We start from the raw sequence: 16,664 nt of genomic DNA, 5'->3' as shown, positions 1-16,664 counted from the left end.
AGGGATGGGTGATTCGTCTGAGCCGAATCATTAGCGCGTAGAAGTGATTCGGCCACCCGTTTACCCGTTTTTCTTTTCCAGTGCCTTACGAAAACACCACTTTACCGGCGTTTTCGCTCAAAATTGATTCCGGACATGATTGCCTCGAACGCGTCTTTCTCGTCGCGGTTGATTCGCGCGCCATTGTCGGCCACGTCGAAAATCGCCCTGTCTTCGTTCTGACTGCGGCTTGTGCGGTTTCGCTCTTCGGCGGCCTGAGCCAGCCGATATGTCAGCGCCTCATCCGGCAGTTCAGACAGTTCCTCCTCGGCTTCGGCAATCTCTGCGTCCAACCCCCTGAGAGCTTTGATTTTTGCGAGTTCCTCGGCCAGTGTCATCTCGGCCTTTTCAACGTCGCCCGGTTTGAACACACAGGGGATCACTGCGACATGGCGAAGGCGCAGGAGGTTTTCAAGGGCGTCCGGCCCCAAAGTTTCGGCAATGTGGTCTTTCAGGTTTTCGGGATCATCAATAGCATGGCGCAAGATCGCGCCGCGCAGGGCGGCATGATCAGGGTCACGACACTCCATCTCTTCCAATTGATGTTCAAACTGCACCACGACCTGCGGGTTCAGCGCCGCGATCGCCAAGATCGCACCTTCGCGCAGTTGGATTTCCGCGCCCTCTGACGAAGCAAGGAACGAAGCGCGCGCACCCGGTGTCGCCGCCGGTTTGGGCTGCCACTTGCCGCGCGGTTGCCAAGGGCGATTCTGCGACTGGCGCTGTGGGCGGAATAGCTGCCAGCGCAAATCCTTGATTTCCTGCCCGTAATGCGACCGGATCGACGGGTCGCGGATCAGCTTGATCTTGTCGCGCAGCACCTTGTCCAGCGCAGCCTTGCGCTCGGGGCTGTCGAACACTTTACCCTCGGTTTCGCGCTGCCACAGCAGTTTGACCATGGGGATTGCGCCCTCCAACACCGATTGCACAGCCCCCGGCCCTTCGGCACGCAGCAAGTCATCAGGATCTTTGCCCTCGGGCATCAGGGCAAAGCGCAGGGATTTGCCAGCCTCAAGCAACGGCAGCGCCAGATCAACCGCGCGCATCGCGGCGCGCAGACCGGCTGTATCGCCATCCAGTGCAATGATCGGCTCGTCCGATATCCGCCACAGCAATTGCAACTGATGTTCGGTAATCGCCGTGCCCAAAGGCGCAACGGACGCGCCGAACCCAGCCTCGGCCAGCGCAATCACGTCCATATACCCTTCGGCAACGATCAGAGGTTGCCCCTTACCCGCAGTCTGCCGCGCGGGACCGTGGTTATAGAGATTGCGCCCCTTGTCGAACAGCTCAGTCTCGGGCGAGTTCAGGTACTTGGCGTTGTCATTTGGGTCCATCGCCCGGCCGCCAAAAGCGATGCAGCGCCCGCGCGGGTCGCGGATCGGGTACATAATCCGATTTCGGAACGTGTCGTAAGGTTTTTTGCCCTTGTTCGACGGCTTCGCCAGACCTGCCCCAAGGATCAAGTCCTCGGTGACGTTCTTACCCGTCAAATGGTCCCACAACGCCTGCCATCCATCGGGGGCAAAGCCGATCTCCCACCGGTCCAACGCCTGCGCATCTAGCCCCCTGCCGGTCAGATAGTCGCGCGCAGCACTCCCTGCACCGGTCTTAAGCTGCAGGCGGAAGAACTGCACAGCCTGCTCCATCACCTCGGCCAGTTGGGCACGGCGGTCCTGCTTTTCCTGCGCCTTGGGGTCACGCTGTGGCATCGGCATCCCGGCCTCGCGTGCCAGAATCTCAACCGCTTCGATGAACGAGACATTCTCGGTGTCTTTCACAAAGCTGATCGCGTCGCCTTTGGCGTGACAACCAAAGCAGTAATAGAACCCCTTTTGATCATCCACATGGAACGAGGCCGTCTTTTCAAGGTGAAACGGGCAAGGCGCCCACATGTCACCCTTGCCCTGATTGGACTTGCGTTGATCCCACATGACCTTGCGCCCAACGACCTGAGACAGGCTAAGGCGCGTGCGCAGTTCATCAAGAAATCCGGGGGGCAACGACATGGGTCAAACCTGACAGAAATGAAAACGCGCGCCAAGGGGATGACGCGCGTTTGTCCACAGCGAATTACTGAACTTGTGGATTATTGCTGCAAACACAGCTCCAGCCATGCGGCAGCAAGGTCCTTTTTCCGGATATCGCGCATCTTTTGCTCATAGACCCACGGTGTGATCAGCGGAATTGCGGCATTGTAATTGTCCGGCCAAGTCGGGGCTGATGCAGCAACGGCATCCGGCACGTCCCGCTCTTTCACCTTATCAAGCCGCGCTTTCTGAATCGCTTCGACGACGTCGGCCTGATATTGGCAGTCTTGTTTCTTGGCTTCCTGCGCAGCCAAAGGCGTGGCCGCAAGAAAGGCAATCATTGCTATTCGCAACACGGTTGTCTCCCGGATTTGATTCCTTCTGGGCAGCTTACCCGCCACTGGGCATCCCCGCCATTGCCCATTTGCACCTGCCCGGAGTACTTTCCGAAAACATAAGGGCGGCCGAACATTTAATCGACCGCCCGGATTTCATATGCGTCAGAGACCTTTGGCGCGATAACTTTTCGCCACACGGTCCACGGCCACGATATAGGCTGCTGTCCGCAGATCCTCGACATCGTCGCGGTTGTGCCAGACTTCACGCATGGACTGGTAGGCGATACGCATCGTGTCATCCAGGCCCGAGCGTACAAGCTCCAATTCGTCGGCGCCCTTCAAATACTTGGACTTAAAGTCCGGTGACATCGACCAGGCATCCCCCAGATAGCGATCCAACCGCTCAAGCTCACTTACAATCAGCTCGTGGCGGGCTTCTTCCTGCCGGCGCTGCATTCGGCCAAACCGGATGTGGCTGAGGTTCTTTACCCACTCAAAATAAGAAACGGTCACACCGCCCGCATTGGCGTACATGTCGGGGATGATAACCGTGCCTTTCTTGCGTAGAACCTCGTCCGCGCCCGCAGTCACCGGACCATTTGCGGCCTCGATGATCAGTGGGGCTTTGATGCGATCGGCATTGGTCAGGTTGATGACACCTTCCAAGGCGGCGGGAATCAGGATGTCGCACTCGGCCTCAAGAACCGCCGCACCGTCTGCCGAATGGGTCGCATCGGGATAGTCGCTTACGCCGCCGTGTTTGACGATCCACTGCCGAACCGATTCAACATCAATTCCGTCCGGGTTATAAAGTGCTCCGTCCCACTCGATGATACCGACAATACGGCTGCCATCCTCCTCGCTCAGGAACTTGGCGGCGTGGTAGCCCACGTTGCCCAGCCCCTGTACGACAATGCTCTTCCCATCCAGCTTTCCGGACAGGTTTGCCTTTTGGACGTCCTCGGGATGCCGGAAAAATTCGCGCAGCGCATATTGGATACCCCGGCCCGTGGCCTCGACCCGCCCGGCGATCCCCCCAGCGTTCAGGGGTTTGCCAGTCACACAGGCGCGCGCATTGATATCGGTGGTGTTCATACGGGCGTATTGATCCGCCATCCACGCCATCTCACGCTCACCCGTGCCCATATCCGGCGCCGGGACGTTCTGCGAAGGGTTGATGAGATCACGCTTGGCCAACTCATATGCGAACCGGCGCGTGATCTGCTCCAACTCGTGTTCCTCATACTGCCGAGGATCAATGCACAATCCCCCCTTGGACCCGCCAAAGGGTGTTTCGACCAAAGCGCACTTATAGGTCATCAGGGCCGCCAGTGCTTCAACCTCATCCTGGTTTACGGCCAACGCAAAGCGGATACCGCCCTTCACCGGCTCCATATGTTCTGAATGAACAGAACGGTACCCTGTGAACGTGTGAATATCGCCCCGTAGCCGCACACCAAATCGCACGGTATAGGTGGCGTTACAGACCCGGATCTTTTCCTCTAGCCCCGGAGGGAGGTCCATCAGGGACGCCGCCCTGTTGAACATCAAATCAACACTCTCTCGAAAGCTGGGTTCGTTTGTGGCCGTCATTTAATCCTCCGTGCCAAAGAGCGATCTACGCTCTGACTTTTTGTCGCACCCCTTGCGTAAACGATCAATATTTAAGCAAAAATAAAATTCAAAAACCTCACACTTTTTTACCGAACCGCGGTGAGTCGCAGTCTTTTCGATCATCGCCCGGAATTGTCCCCAAACAGAATACAGAGCGGCGCGAACTCTGTGAATTATCCGCCATTCGACAGGAAAAGGGCCTAATCTAAGGTTTTTTCGCCCAATTCCCGCCACGTTTCCCAGCTAATTTTCTGGCGTTAACTTTTCCTTAGCAGGGCCAAGCCACTGCTCAGCGAGGTCAGCACTATGATTAAGAACGCTATTATCAGCGGATTTGGAAAATTTGGAAAAAAGAGTGCACCGGTCCGCGATTTCGCTGAACGCGAAGACGGGACGTTCACGATTTTCGTACTATTGGGTTTCTTGGTTATCTTCGCCACAACGGGGATGGGCGTCGATTTGATGAACTATGAGCGTGACCGCGCGAATTTGCAGTCAACGCTGGATCGCGCCGTGCTGGCTGCGGCCGACCTTGATCAGAAACTGCCCCCGAAAGAGGTTGTTGCTTCCTATTTGGAAAAAGCCGGATTGGAAGGCAAACTTGTCGGCGAACCCGTCGTGATTGAAGGATTGGGATCAAGAACCGTTTCGGCCACCGCCGAAACCGTCGTCAAAACGCATTTCATGAGCTTTTCGGGGGTCAACTCACTGACCGCACGCGCCGCGAGCACTGCGGAAGAATCAGTGGGTGCTGTCGAAATCTCGCTGGTCCTCGACATGTCGGGTTCGATGGACAACCCGTCGGCCGAAGCCGGCAAAACCAAGATCGAAGTTCTGCGGGATGCCGCGAAAGAATTCGTTACGCTGATGCTTTCGAAGCAAGACGCGACAGAAGTTTCCATGTCGATTGTTCCTTACGCGACACAGGTAAATGCGGGCGAGGATATTCTGAGCAAGTTCAGCAATGTCACCTCTGAACACAGCTATTCGCACTGCGTGAACTTTTCGTCGACCCAATTTGACGACCCGTCAATGGATCCGACTTCGGCTTTCCAGCGCACCGCGCATTTTGACCCGTTCCGCTACACCAATGGCGCAGAGCAATTCCCAAGATATCCTGTGTGCCCAACCCGCGTCGGCAGTGAAATTACGGCCGTCACAGACGATATCGACGTACTTCACAACCGAATTGATGCCCTGACCGCGAAAGGCAACACGTCAATCGACGTTGGAATGAAGTGGGGATCCGCAATGTTGGACCCAAAATTCAAGGGCATTATCAAAAGCTTGTCGACCGAAGGCGCGGTTCCTGTGAAATTCGACGACCGTCCGTTGCGCTATGAGGATGATGTTCTGAAAGTTATCATCGTCATGACCGACGGTAAGAACACGACGCAGTATATGCTGAATTCAAATTACCGCAGCGGCAATTCGAATGTCTGGTTCAACCCCGAATACGACCGGGGCGATGGTAAGTTAGGTGAATACAGTGTTCGCTATTCGACCAATCCGGATCGCTGGGTCTGGATGCAGCACACAGATGCGGCGGGCTATTATGTCACGGCAACGCATCCGTTTGGCAATCCGCCCGACGAAAACGCTTCGAACGAAGAAGTCGGCACATCTGTGCGCCTGACCTATCCTGAACTCTTCAACCTTGCTTCGACCTGGTGGAATGCCAAGAACAACTATTACTGGCAGAACAACCACGAGAGTAACTGGCACTATAACATTCGCTCATCGGTGGGTGCGACAACCAAGAACACGCGCACCAGCAACATCTGCGGCGCTGCCAAAGACATGGGCGTGATCGTTTACGGTATCGCGTTCGAAGCACCGGACGAAGGCCTGACGACCATCAAGAACTGTGCGAGTTCGGACAGTCATGTCTACAAAGTCGACGAATTCGATGATCCAGAAGGTATTTCGCTGGGAGACGCCTTTGTCTCCATCGCTTCGTCGATCAAAAAACTGAGGCTGACACAATGAGCATGAAAGCCCTGGCAAAACTCCTGAAATTCCGAAAATCAGAGTCCGGCTCTGTGACGGTAGAGTTCGTGTTGATTTTCCCCGCGTTCCTGTTTTTCATCCTGAGCGCGGTGGAGTATTCGCTTGTCACCCTGCAGCAGGCGATGCTGGAGCGCGCGGTCGATCAGTCCGTTCGGGACATTCGCCTGGGCACAGGCTCAAACTTGACCCACGATCAGATCAAGGACTCGATCTGCAACAAGGCGATTATGGTCAGAGAGTGCGGGAAGAACCTGCGGCTCGAGATGATCATCCAAAACGCGTTTGTTGGCGTCGACCTGCCCCCTGCCCCGGATTGCACTGACAATTCCGAAGAAGTGAAGCCCGTGCGTCAATTCAAACAAGGCCAGTCCAACGAACTGATGATCCTGCGCGCATGCGCAAAAGTTGATCCGGTGTTCCCGACCTCTGCGATGGGTCGTGCGCTTTCGGACGAAACTGGCCAGATCGCGTTGACCGCGACCACAGCATTTGTTCAGGAGCCTTGATAGACCCATGTCCTTTCTGTCCAAGTTCAAAAAACTCTTCAGCCGCACCGCGCGTGACGAAAGCGGTCTGCTGACCGTCGAAGCTGTTTTGATATTCCCCATGCTGGTCTGGACTGTGACGGGGGCCTTTACTTTTTTCGACGGGTTCCGTCAAAGCGCGGCCAACCTGAAGGCGGCCTATACAATCGGCGACCTCATCTCGCGGGAAACTCAAACAGTTACGGACACATATGTGGATTCTCTGTATGAGTTGATGCTGCGCATGGTCAACAATGGCTCGGAAATGAAGCTGCGGGTCACGCTCATTGTTTTTGATGAAGTGGATGATCGCCACTACGTCCGGTGGTCAACCGAACGTGGGTACAATCAAGTCTGGACCGACGGGAACATCAAGGACATGCGGGATAGCCTGCCCCCGATGCCCGATCAGGACACGTTGATTATCGTCGAAACAGCCAACAACTATGAACCTGTTTTTGGGTCCGGTTGGATTTCTGACGATTATACGTTCCGCAACTTTGTGTTCACCCGCCCCCGTTTCACAAACGAGATCGCGGCTGACGTCTGATTTATGCTCTGTCTGCGATCATCGCAGACAGCATCTCGGACATGAACTTGGTTTCTGCAGCGGCAGTCATTCCTCCGATACCGACACGACGCCCAAGTCGCCACCACAGACCCGGTGCCCAAACGTTCTTTTCCTTGGAATTTGTCCGCACAAGAAAACCGTTTGATGGTTTGAACGCAAAGACCCCTCGGTCAACGGCCTCGACATCCTGAACGCGCGCAATGATGCGCCCTGTTCCGGTGCGCAGCTCGGTCTGTGTCAGCTCAATCCAATCTTCGGTCGCATTCCACATGCGATACGCCAGCCAAAACGCAGCAGCGCCCACAGCGATCAGGAACACCTGCCAATGGGGTTCGGGCGGCGCGGCCAAGGCCACGTACAGAACCATGGCACCGACCACGGCCAACATACCAACCCCAAGCCACCGCCTGGGGGTCGACGCTTTTACTGTGGCCAGAACTTCCTGCTGCATGTCCATCCCCTGCATGATTTCGACTGGGTTTAGCGGCTTTCCGCGGTGAAAGACAGAGGCGGATTTATTACTAATTTTTGCACACAGCACGTGCCCAATCGCAAATTGACGCACATTGCGCACAGACTACATGATCGACCAAGTAACAGGAGGCCGCAATGTCGCTACGACCCACTTTGGAAATCAGGAAATCCGTCCCGACGATTGAGGGCGCAGGCGTCAAGTTGCATCGTGCCTTTGGATTTCAGGACCCGTCCGAACTTGACCCGTTTCTTCTGTTTGACGATTTTCGCAACGAACACCCGCGGGATTATCAGGCTGGCTTCCCGTGGCACCCACATCGCGGGATAGAAACGATCACATATGTCTTGTCGGGAACAGTCGAGCATTCGGACTCTCTTGGAAATACCGGAACGCTGGGCGCAGGCGATGTGCAATGGATGACCGCAGGCTCGGGGATCCTTCACCAAGAGATGCCAAAAGGGAACGCTGCGGGTCAGATGCACGGGTTTCAACTTTGGGGAAACTTGCCGTCCGGCCAGAAAATGACGGCTCCGCGGTATCAGGATGTAGAAAGCAAGGACATCCCAGAGATCACGGATGACGATGGCACGACGGTCCGCGTCATCGTCGGCGAATTCTGGGGAAAGACAGGTCCCGTAGACGGTATCGCCGCCGATCCGCAGTATCTTGACATTCATATCCCGGCCGGTGTGAAAAAGACGTTTCGTATCGACACCTACCGCAGGGCGTTTGCCTATGTTTTTCAGGGGCAAGCGGCATTTGCGGATGCGTCTCAACCCACCGGGGTTCTGCTTGAAAAGGAAATCGCGGGGCAAGAGGTCAATATCCGCGATATGTCAGGCGACCGAACTTTGGTTCGTTTCGGAACCGGCGACGAGATCACGGTTCAGGCAGGTCCTGAGGGTGTGCGATTTCTGCTGATTTCCGGTGCACCGATAGACGAACCAGTTGCATGGCACGGCCCGATTGTCATGAACACACGGTCCGAGCTTGAGCAGGCATTCCGGGAATTGCGCAACGGCACCTTCATCCGGCCCGCGCATTGATCAGGCGGTCACGGATCGCCGGACCATATCCCAATAGACCTGCTCGACTTCATCCAGCGAAAGGCGTCCGCCTGCGCGATACCACGTCATCACGCCGTTCAACATGGCAATGACGGCCAAGGTCGCCATCTTGGTGTCGGCGACCAAGAAGGCCCCTACCTCTTGCCCATCCTTTAGGATTTGTTCGAGCGAGTCTTCGTAAGCCCGGCGTAACGCCTCGATTTCACCGAAATTTTCGGGGGTCAGGTTGCGCAGCTCCATATAGGCAATGAATACCTCATCCGGACGCTCAAGATGGAACCGGATATGGAAACCGACAAACTGGCGCAGCGCCTCAAGGGCGGTCGCTGGCCTTTCAAGCTTTGCGTAGGTCGACAGAAGATCCTGCATGTGATCGTTCATCAGGCGATACAGAAGGCTCTGCTTGTCCGGCGTGTAATTATAAAGCGCGCCAGCCTGCACGCCGACGTCTGCCGCGATCTGGCGCATGGAAACTGCGGCATAGCCCTGCTGCGCGAACAGGCGCAAAGCCGCCTTTCGGATGCGGGGGCCGGTAATATCGGAATGGGAACCTTGTGTGCGTGCCATGCCCCAACCGTATATGAACGGATGTTCAGATAGAACCCCGCTTGAATGCCCACGGTAAAAAGTGCATCACGGGGGCAATGGTATTCGAAAGAGCAGTATGAAACCCCTGCCCCTGCTGATCCTGACCCTTTGCTGTGCGGCCTGTGCCGACTTTCCTGAGTTGGAAGGCAGCGAACCAGCCAGCCTGAAATCAGCGCGCTATCCAAAACTGATCCCCCTACAAGAAAACCTTGGCCCTACGATCGACCCGATCAGCGAGGCATCCGAGGTAGAGGAAGAGCTTGAGACACGGCGCAAAGAGCTGCAGAAAAAGGCGGATCAGCTACAAAGCGAACAAATCAACTGACCAAGTGATTGCTGCGGCTCACCACGCATTGCACCCCTTCGCCGAACCCGCTAAGGCAGCGTTGAACGGGGCAACCCGGCATTAAAGAATTACGAGCGGAAAGGAACCCACGGGATGACACAGGCGCTGCGGCTTGGAATTGCGGGCTTGGGAACTGTCGGCGTGGGCGTCGTCAAGATCGTGCGCCGTCATGCGGACCTGTTGCAGGCGCGGACAGGCCGCCCTGTGGAAATCGTGGCAGTATCCGCGCGGGATGCGAGCAAGGACCGTGGCGTCAACCTGTCTGACTATGCTTGGGAAACCGACCCAGTCGCTTTGGCCAAACGCGATGATATCGACGTATTTGTCGAATTGATGGGCGGTGAGAATGGTCCCGCCAAAGCCTCGGTCGAAGCGGCGCTGACAAGTGGCAAGGACGTCGTCACCGCAAATAAGGCGCTGCTGGCAATCCACGGTCAGGAATTGGCGGAAAAGGCCGAGGCCGCTGGCCGCGTCATTCGTTTCGAAGCCGCCGTCGCAGGCGGTATTCCCGTCATCAAGTCCCTGACCGAAGGGCTTGCAGGCAACGAGATTACCCGCGTGATGGGGGTGATGAACGGCACCTGTAACTATATCCTGACGCGAATGCAGTCGCAGGAACTTGGCTATAACGCTCTGTTCGAGGAATGCGCGCAGTTGGGATATCTTGAGGCCGACCCAAATCTAGACGTCGGCGGAATCGACGCCGCACACAAGCTGGCCCTGCTGTCCTCAATCGCTTTTGGCACCAAGCCGAATTTCGACGGGATCGAGATCGAAGGCATCCAGCAAATCAGCCTCGATGACATTCATCAGGCGGATGATATGGGATACCGGATCAAGCTGCTGGGCGTCGCACAACGAACCGCGCGCGGGCTGGAACAGCGGATGCAGCCCTGTCTGGTTCCCAGCGGTTCACCTTTGGGACAGCTCGAAGGCGGAACGAACATGGTCGTGATCGAAGGCGACGCAGTGGAACAGGTTGTTCTGCGCGGCCCCGGCGCAGGCGAAGGGCCCACGGCCAGCGCTGTGATGGGTGATGTCTGCGATCTGGCACGCGGACTGCAAATTCCGACGTTTGGGCGCCCAGCTACATCGCTTCAGGATGCAGCCCCGGCGATCACGGGCCTGCCTGCCCCCTATTATCTGCGTCTTGCGTTGTTCGACAAACCCGGCGCGCTGGCTAAAGTTGCCGCTATTCTGGGCGATGCAGGTGTGTCGATCGATCGGATGCGCCAATACGGGCATTCCGAAAGCACCGCGCCGGTTTTGATCGTTACGCACAAAACAACGCGTGCCACGCTCGACGTTGCGCTGGATGGCTTCCGCGAGACAGACGTTGTTGCCGGAGAGCCTGTCGCCCTGCGGATCGAAGAGGTTTGACCCTTGCGGCCTGCCCAAAACGCAGGCTATGCCCAAAACAACGCCGATACTGAGTTAAGGATACTGAAAAATGAGTGCTGCCAAGATTGATTTCAACGACCGCCTGCTGTCACTGGGCCTAGCGCGGGTGGCAGAACAGGCCGCACTCGCGTCGGCATCTCTGGTGGGTCGCGGGGACGAAAAGGCTGCGGATCAGGCTGCTGTGAACGCCATGCGTGAACAGTTGAACCTGCTGGACATCGCAGGTGTCGTTGTCATTGGTGAGGGCGAGCGTGACGAAGCACCAATGTTGTATATCGGTGAAGAGGTTGGCACCGGCAACGGCCCCGGCGTTGATATCGCGCTGGACCCGCTGGAAGGCACCACGCTAACCGCCAAGGACATGCCCAACGCGCTGACTGTAATCGCAATGGGTCCGCGCGGTTCGATGCTGCATGCTCCTGACGTCTACATGGACAAGCTTGCCGTTGGCCCGGGCTTCCCCGAGGGTGTCGTCAGCCTGGACATGAGCCCGCGTGAACGGGTTGAAGCGTTGGCCAAGGCCAAGGGGTGTGAACCCGCCGATATCACCGTCTGTATTCTTGAGCGCCCCCGGCACGAGGCCATGATCGCCGAGGTGCGCGAGACCGGCGCGTCCATCCGTCTGATCACCGATGGTGACGTTGCGGGCGTGATGCACTGTGCCGAAAGCGAAGTGACCGGCATCGACATGTATATGGGTCAAGGCGGCGCGCCCGAGGGTGTGCTGGCTGCGGCTGCCTTGAAATGCATGGGTGGTCAGATTTTTGGCCGCCTGCTGTTCCGCAACGATGACGAGCGCGGACGTGCGGCCAAGGCGGGTATCACCGATCTGGACCGTGTCTATGCGCGGGATGAGATGGTGACAGCGGACGTCATCTTTGCCGCGACTGGCGTGACCGGAGGATCGCTGTTGCCGCGCATCAAACGCGAGCCAGGCTGGGTTGAGACCACCACCCTGCTGATGCGGTCGAAAACCGGGTCGGTTCGGCGCATGTCCTACCGCACGCCAATGTGGTCGCACGACAACGCGTAACCGCGTGCGCAAGTCGATCCATACAATAACAAAGGCCGGGTCCGCGAGGGTCCGGCCTTGGCATATCAGGGGCAGGTCATGAGCTTTTTAGGGGTTGAACAGTCTTTGTCCGGGCGGCGCTGGGTCGGCCCTTCGGCAGATGTGGAACGCGCGACCGAGATGCTGGTGCAACAAGCGGGCCTGCCGCGTGCGGTCTGTCAGGTTTTGGCCCGGCGTGGTGTTCCGGCGATGGAGGCCCCCGGATTTCTGGACCCCAAGCTGAAAGAATTATTGCCCGATCCCCGCGCGATGAAAGACATGGAAGCCGCCGCGACCCGGTTTCTGGCGGCGGTACGCGCCAAGCAGCGGATTGCCGTCTTTGCCGATTACGACGTGGATGGCGGCAGCTCGGCCGCTTTGTTGCTGGTCTGGCTGCGGCAGATGGGGCTTCAGGCAACGCTCTATGTCCCCGACCGGATTGATGAAGGCTACGGCCCCAACGTACCTGCCATGCAGGACCTGGCCGCCCGTCACGACCTGATCATCTGCGTCGATTGCGGCACCCTCAGCCATGAACCGATAGCGGCTGCCAAGGGTGCGGATGTGATCGTTCTGGATCACCATTTGGGGGGCGAGACCCTGCCTGATTGCGCGGCAGTCGTGAACCCGAACCGGCAGGATGAAAGCGGCGATCTTGGCTATCTTTGTGCGGCGGGCGTAGTGTTCCTGATGCTGGTCGAAGCGGGGAGGCAACTGCGCGAGGCCGGGGTAACGGGGCCTGACCTGATCTCACTGTTGGATCTGGTGGCGCTGGCGACGGTTGCCGATGTGGCTCCTCTGATCGGGGCGAACCGGGCGCTGGTACGGCAGGGGTTGAAGGTGATGGCCCAGCGGCAGCGGCCCGGTCTGGTGGCCCTGTCGGATGTGGCACGGATGGATTCGGCCCCCAACAGCTATCACTTGGGGTTCCTGCTTGGCCCGCGCGTAAACGCGGGCGGGCGGATTGGTCAGGCCGATCTGGGCGCGCGTCTACTTAGCACCGAGTCGCCGCACGAGGCTGAAGCGCTGTCGCAGAGGCTTGATGAACTGAACACCGAGCGCCGCGATATCGAAAACGCCGTGCGCGCGGCCGCCATGGAACAGGCCGAAGTACGCGGGCTGGACGCACCCTTGGTCTGGGCAGCAGGTGAGGGCTGGCATCCGGGCGTCGTCGGCATCGTCGCCTCTCGCCTGAAAGAGGCCGCGAACCGCCCTGCCATCGTGATCGGCTTTGACGGGGATGAGGGCAAAGGCTCGGGCCGTTCTGTCTCGGGCGTTGATCTGGGTGCGTCGATTCAGCGACTGGCTGCCGAGGGGCTGCTGGTCAAAGGCGGCGGGCACAAAATGGCCGCCGGTCTGACCGTGATGCGCGATCAGTTGGAACCGGCCATGGCGCGGCTGTCTGAACTTCTGGCCAAACAAGGCGCGGGCGACAGCGGCCCGGCGGACCTGAAACTGGACGGCACATTGATGCCGGGCGCAGCCACAGTGGACCTTATCGAACAGATCGAAAAGGCAGGTCCATTTGGGGCAAGTGCCCCTGCCCCACGGTATGCCCTGCCTGATCTACAAGTGCGCTTTGCCAAACGAGTGGGCGAATCTCATCTGAAACTTTCACTGTCCGACGGCGTAGGCGCCGGGCTGGACGCCATCGCGTTCGGAGCGTTCGACGGGCCGATGGGCGAAAAGCTGTCCAACCATGGCGGCGCGCGGTTCCATTTCGCCGGCAGGCTTGAGGTCAACACATGGGGCGGACGGCAATCTGTGCAGCTTCGGCTGGAGGATGCAGCCGAGGCCAATTAGGTCAGCACCCCGCCCCGCCAAAAAACTTTCACATCCCTGCATTTTTCGGCTTGCGGGGGTGATAGGTAAACCGTAAAAGGCGCTCCACAAGCTAACGTGGCCCGTTCGTCTATCGGTTAGGACGCCAGGTTTTCAACCTGGAAAGAGGGGTTCGATTCCCCTACGGGCTACCACTTTTGCTTGTATCGCCTAAATGGCCCGTTCGTCTATCGGTTAGGACGCCAGGTTTTCAACCTGGAAAGAGGGGTTCGATTCCCCTACGGGCTACCATTTCCCTTACACTCCGAATTTTTCGCGACACAGATCTTCTATCTGAGCCCAAGTCGATTTGAATTCCGGCGTGTTTTCAGCCGCATAGTGGAAGTTCTTCATCAATCCCGTCAGCTGCGTAAAGACCTGTCGAACCTCGGCTTTATTGGCGAATTCGGCGGTGGATTGTGTCACGCCGTAGACCAGCTTGAAAGTCATCTTCTGCCTATCAAGCGGTACGGTCGCATCCACTTTATCGAACGCATCTTGTTGCAGATAGACCATGTCCACGAACAGGGCCTTTTGCTGGGTGACGAAATCCTCGATCGTGACGCCCTCTTCGCCTGTCACCTGCATCATCTGGTCGACCTGTTCGCCCTTTTCGATCAACGCCAGAAGATCACGAACCTTGCTGGTCCAACCCGCCTCAGCGTTCTTGTCATACCAGTCGGACAACTGGTCCAGATAGCGCGACCAACTGAGCATCGGATCGACCGCAGGGTAAAACCGCTTATAGGCACGTTCGGAAGACAGACCGAGGAAACATTTAACCGTCGACAAGGTCGATTGCGTGACCGGTTCGTCAAAGTTGCCCCCGGCAGGTGAGACCGTTCCAATCAGGGTCAGGCTGCCCAGCGCGCCGTCATTAGTTTTCAATGCGCCCGCGCGTTCGTACAACCCTTTGATCGAGCTTTCCAAATAGGCCGGAAACCCTTCCTCTCCGGGGATTTCTTCCAACTTGCCCGAGGTCTCTCGCATGGCCTGCGCCCAGCGGCTTGTGCTGTCGGCGATCAGCAGAACATCGTACCCCATCTGGCGATAGTACTCGCCCAGCGTGATGCCGGTGAAAATCGACGCCTCACGCGCCGCAACGGGCATCGAGGACGTGTTGCAGATTATGATCGTCCGGTCCATGAGGCTACCACCCGAGGTCGGGTCAGTCATCTTTGGAAATTCGCTAATGGTTTCAACCACCTCGCCCGCGCGCTCTCCACAGGCGACGACGATGACGATGTCTACCTTGGCGTTTCGCGCGATCAGGTTCTGCAACACTGTCTTGCCCGCACCAAACGGCCCCGGAATACAGGCTGTTCCACCCCGGGCAATGGGAAAGAACGTGTCGATCAGGCGCTGAGATGTCAGGACCGGTTCGGTTGGATAAAGCCTTTCGGACAGCGCGCGTTTCAGAACCCCTTCGGGCAATGGACGTCGCACCGGCCATTTCTGTGAAAGGGTCAGAGTATGCTCTCCGCCCTGTTCGTCCTCAAGCCGCGCCACGATATCGTGGATCGTAGCCGCGCCCTTCTGGACCCAGACAACCTTATAGTCGCCCACCCAATTGAACGGCAGCATGATTTTGTGTTCGAACCTGCCCTCGGGCACCGTTCCGATACTGTCCCCTGATCGAACACTATCACCAACTTTGACGGACGGTGAAAACGACCACTTTGCCTGATCGTCCAACGGGGCCACATCCGCACCGCGCGGCAGGAAAGTGCCAAACTCAGCCGCGACTTTCGGCAAAGGGGACTGCAGACCGTCAAACACCTGACCCAACAATCCCGGCCCAAGTTCGACCGACAGCAACTGCCCCGATTGCTCCACCGGATCGCCCACCGCAACGCCATCCGTGCTTTCATAGACCTGTACGTCCGCTGTTTTCCCACGCACACGCAGAACTTCGGCCTTCAGGCGTTCCTGTCGACCTCCGGGGCCGAGGCGAGTCGGCAAAATAAACACCACCTCGTTTTTGATCAACTGCCCGGGGCGACCTTCTGCGTCCGGTTTTGCTTCGATCTGAACCAGCCCCTCCTGGACCGAGACAACACGGGCGGTGGCTGTTTGGATAGCGGGGGTTGGGGCGGTCATGCGTAAGCTCCCTCAAAGTCGATATCAGCGACGTCGGCCATGGCCTGTTGCGCCAGTTTTTCAAATCGTGTTGCCGCCTCCTGCGCGCTGCTTTGCGCCCAACGGTCAAAAATATTCCAGATCAGCACATAGATCGCCACGGCCTCAAAATCGAAAAGATGTCGTGCGACGTGGCGCTTTAACTGCCTGTGACTAATCGACAAAAGCAGCCTTTCCAGCCCCAGTGGATCGTTGGATTCCAGCAATTGACGCGCGTCTTTGATCCAAGGCATTGCCGCATCCAACCCGAAACCGGGGTCATTCCAATGGGCAGGGATATGGCGGCTCCATCGTCCAAACCCCAAAGGCGTCGCAGGCGGTGGTTCCCCTCGATGCCGAAGTCGCAACGCGGCAACTACGGTGCGCAAGTCCATCCGTTCGATAAGCAACTTTTTCAATGTCGGTTGCGGGATGTTATCCAGTGCCTTCCTGCAGCGCGCAATCGCTTGATCGTCCGTGACATCCATGTCGTAATCGTTCCAGTTCAGGGCGTGCTCCAACACGCGCAGAACCCGGGCATCTTCGGGTGCCAGCGCCTTCAACCGTCGATCCAGCCGCAGTCGCGACAGAGGCGGCTGCTTGGCCACAAACAACCGCTCCGAGCCCGGCAAACTGCTGATCAGCGCGATATAGGCGTCCGGGTCCGACAT

The 16,664-nt window shown here is 57.7% G+C and carries 15 protein-coding genes and 2 tRNA genes; 10 read left to right on the top strand and 7 right to left on the bottom strand.

Annotation, left to right across the window (positions count from 1 at the left end; genetic code table 11):
• Window positions 1–101: 101 nt before the first annotated feature.
• The 3 genes from dnaG to GOV87_RS01015 form a co-directional block, all read right to left on the bottom strand.
• The gene (gene dnaG, locus GOV87_RS01025) at window positions 102–2,048 is read right to left on the bottom strand and encodes a DNA primase (RefSeq protein WP_171210530.1); all 1,947 of its coding nucleotides are present in this window, start codon (window positions 2,046–2,048) and stop codon (window positions 102–104) included.
• Between the two features lie 80 nt (window positions 2,049–2,128).
• Window positions 2,129–2,425: a hypothetical protein gene (locus tag GOV87_RS01020; RefSeq protein ID WP_171210529.1), complete on the bottom strand. Its 297-nt coding sequence runs from the start codon at window positions 2,423–2,425 to the stop codon at window positions 2,129–2,131.
• A 144-nt stretch (window positions 2,426–2,569) separates the two neighbouring features.
• Window positions 2,570–4,000, bottom strand: coding sequence for a Glu/Leu/Phe/Val dehydrogenase (locus GOV87_RS01015; protein WP_171122746.1), 1,431 nt, complete (start codon window positions 3,998–4,000; stop codon window positions 2,570–2,572).
• A gap of 327 nt (window positions 4,001–4,327) precedes the next feature.
• Here GOV87_RS01015 and GOV87_RS01010 point away from each other — a divergent pair, with 327 nt between their 5' ends.
• The 3 genes from GOV87_RS01010 to GOV87_RS01000 are packed head-to-tail and all read left to right on the top strand — an operon-like array spanning window position 4,328 to window position 7,105.
• Window positions 4,328–6,010, top strand: a complete 1,683-nt coding sequence (locus tag GOV87_RS01010) for a TadE/TadG family type IV pilus assembly protein (protein ID WP_171210528.1) — start codon at window positions 4,328–4,330, stop codon at window positions 6,008–6,010.
• A complete protein-coding gene (locus tag GOV87_RS01005; RefSeq protein WP_171122742.1) occupies window positions 6,007–6,537 on the top strand; it encodes a TadE/TadG family type IV pilus assembly protein in 531 nt (176 codons plus the stop codon). Before GOV87_RS01010 ends, GOV87_RS01005 begins: the two co-directional genes overlap by 4 nt.
• 7 nt (window positions 6,538–6,544) lie before the next feature.
• Entirely contained in the window at window positions 6,545–7,105 is a 561-nt protein-coding gene (locus GOV87_RS01000) for a TadE/TadG family type IV pilus assembly protein (protein WP_171122740.1), read from the top strand.
• 1 nt (window position 7,106) lies between these two features.
• Here the strand turns inward: GOV87_RS01000 and GOV87_RS00995 are convergent, their stop codons facing one another.
• Window positions 7,107–7,577 (bottom strand): hypothetical protein, encoded by a 471-nt coding sequence (locus tag GOV87_RS00995; RefSeq protein ID WP_171210527.1) that lies wholly within the window; start codon window positions 7,575–7,577, stop codon window positions 7,107–7,109.
• Between the two features lie 158 nt (window positions 7,578–7,735).
• Between GOV87_RS00995 and GOV87_RS00990 the strand changes: the two genes are divergently transcribed.
• Window positions 7,736–8,647 (top strand): pirin family protein, encoded by a 912-nt coding sequence (locus GOV87_RS00990; protein WP_171210526.1) that lies wholly within the window; start codon window positions 7,736–7,738, stop codon window positions 8,645–8,647.
• Here the strand turns inward: GOV87_RS00990 and GOV87_RS00985 are convergent, their stop codons facing one another.
• Window positions 8,648–9,235 (bottom strand): TetR/AcrR family transcriptional regulator, encoded by a 588-nt coding sequence (locus GOV87_RS00985; RefSeq protein WP_171120961.1) that lies wholly within the window; start codon window positions 9,233–9,235, stop codon window positions 8,648–8,650.
• Window positions 9,236–9,332: 97 nt separating this feature from the next.
• On the opposite strand from GOV87_RS00985, the gene GOV87_RS00980 reads away from it, so the two are divergent.
• From GOV87_RS00980 to GOV87_RS00955, 6 genes are all read left to right on the top strand, one after another.
• A complete protein-coding gene (locus GOV87_RS00980) occupies window positions 9,333–9,581 on the top strand; it encodes a hypothetical protein (protein WP_171122734.1) in 249 nt (82 codons plus the stop codon).
• A gap of 114 nt (window positions 9,582–9,695) precedes the next feature.
• Window positions 9,696–10,982 carry a homoserine dehydrogenase gene (locus GOV87_RS00975; protein ID WP_171120958.1) on the top strand — a complete coding sequence of 429 codons (1,287 nt, stop codon included), beginning with the start codon at window positions 9,696–9,698 and terminating at the stop codon, window positions 10,980–10,982.
• A gap of 70 nt (window positions 10,983–11,052) precedes the next feature.
• Complete coding sequence (gene glpX, locus GOV87_RS00970; RefSeq protein ID WP_171120956.1) at window positions 11,053–12,036, top strand: class II fructose-bisphosphatase; 984 nt, start codon at window positions 11,053–11,055, stop codon at window positions 12,034–12,036.
• A gap of 78 nt (window positions 12,037–12,114) precedes the next feature.
• Window positions 12,115–13,857, top strand: a complete 1,743-nt coding sequence (gene recJ / locus GOV87_RS00965) for a single-stranded-DNA-specific exonuclease RecJ (RefSeq protein ID WP_171210525.1) — start codon at window positions 12,115–12,117, stop codon at window positions 13,855–13,857.
• Between the two features lie 98 nt (window positions 13,858–13,955).
• Window positions 13,956–14,030: transfer RNA gene (locus GOV87_RS00960), tRNA-Glu, on the top strand.
• 22 nt (window positions 14,031–14,052) lie between these two features.
• Window positions 14,053–14,127 (top strand) — tRNA-Glu (locus GOV87_RS00955).
• A 6-nt stretch (window positions 14,128–14,133) separates the two neighbouring features.
• Here the strand turns inward: GOV87_RS00955 and GOV87_RS00950 are convergent.
• Complete coding sequence (locus tag GOV87_RS00950; protein WP_171210524.1) at window positions 14,134–15,975, bottom strand: V-type ATP synthase subunit A; 1,842 nt, start codon at window positions 15,973–15,975, stop codon at window positions 14,134–14,136.
• The gene (locus GOV87_RS00945; RefSeq protein ID WP_171210523.1) at window positions 15,972–16,664 is read right to left on the bottom strand and encodes a hypothetical protein; all 693 of its coding nucleotides are present in this window, start codon (window positions 16,662–16,664) and stop codon (window positions 15,972–15,974) included. Before GOV87_RS00945 ends, GOV87_RS00950 begins: the two co-directional genes overlap by 4 nt.

The organism is Ruegeria sp. HKCCA5426, from assembly GCF_013034585.1.
Classification (GTDB): domain Bacteria; phylum Pseudomonadota; class Alphaproteobacteria; order Rhodobacterales; family Rhodobacteraceae; genus Ruegeria.
This window is presented reverse-complemented; position numbering and strand designations above follow the sequence as displayed.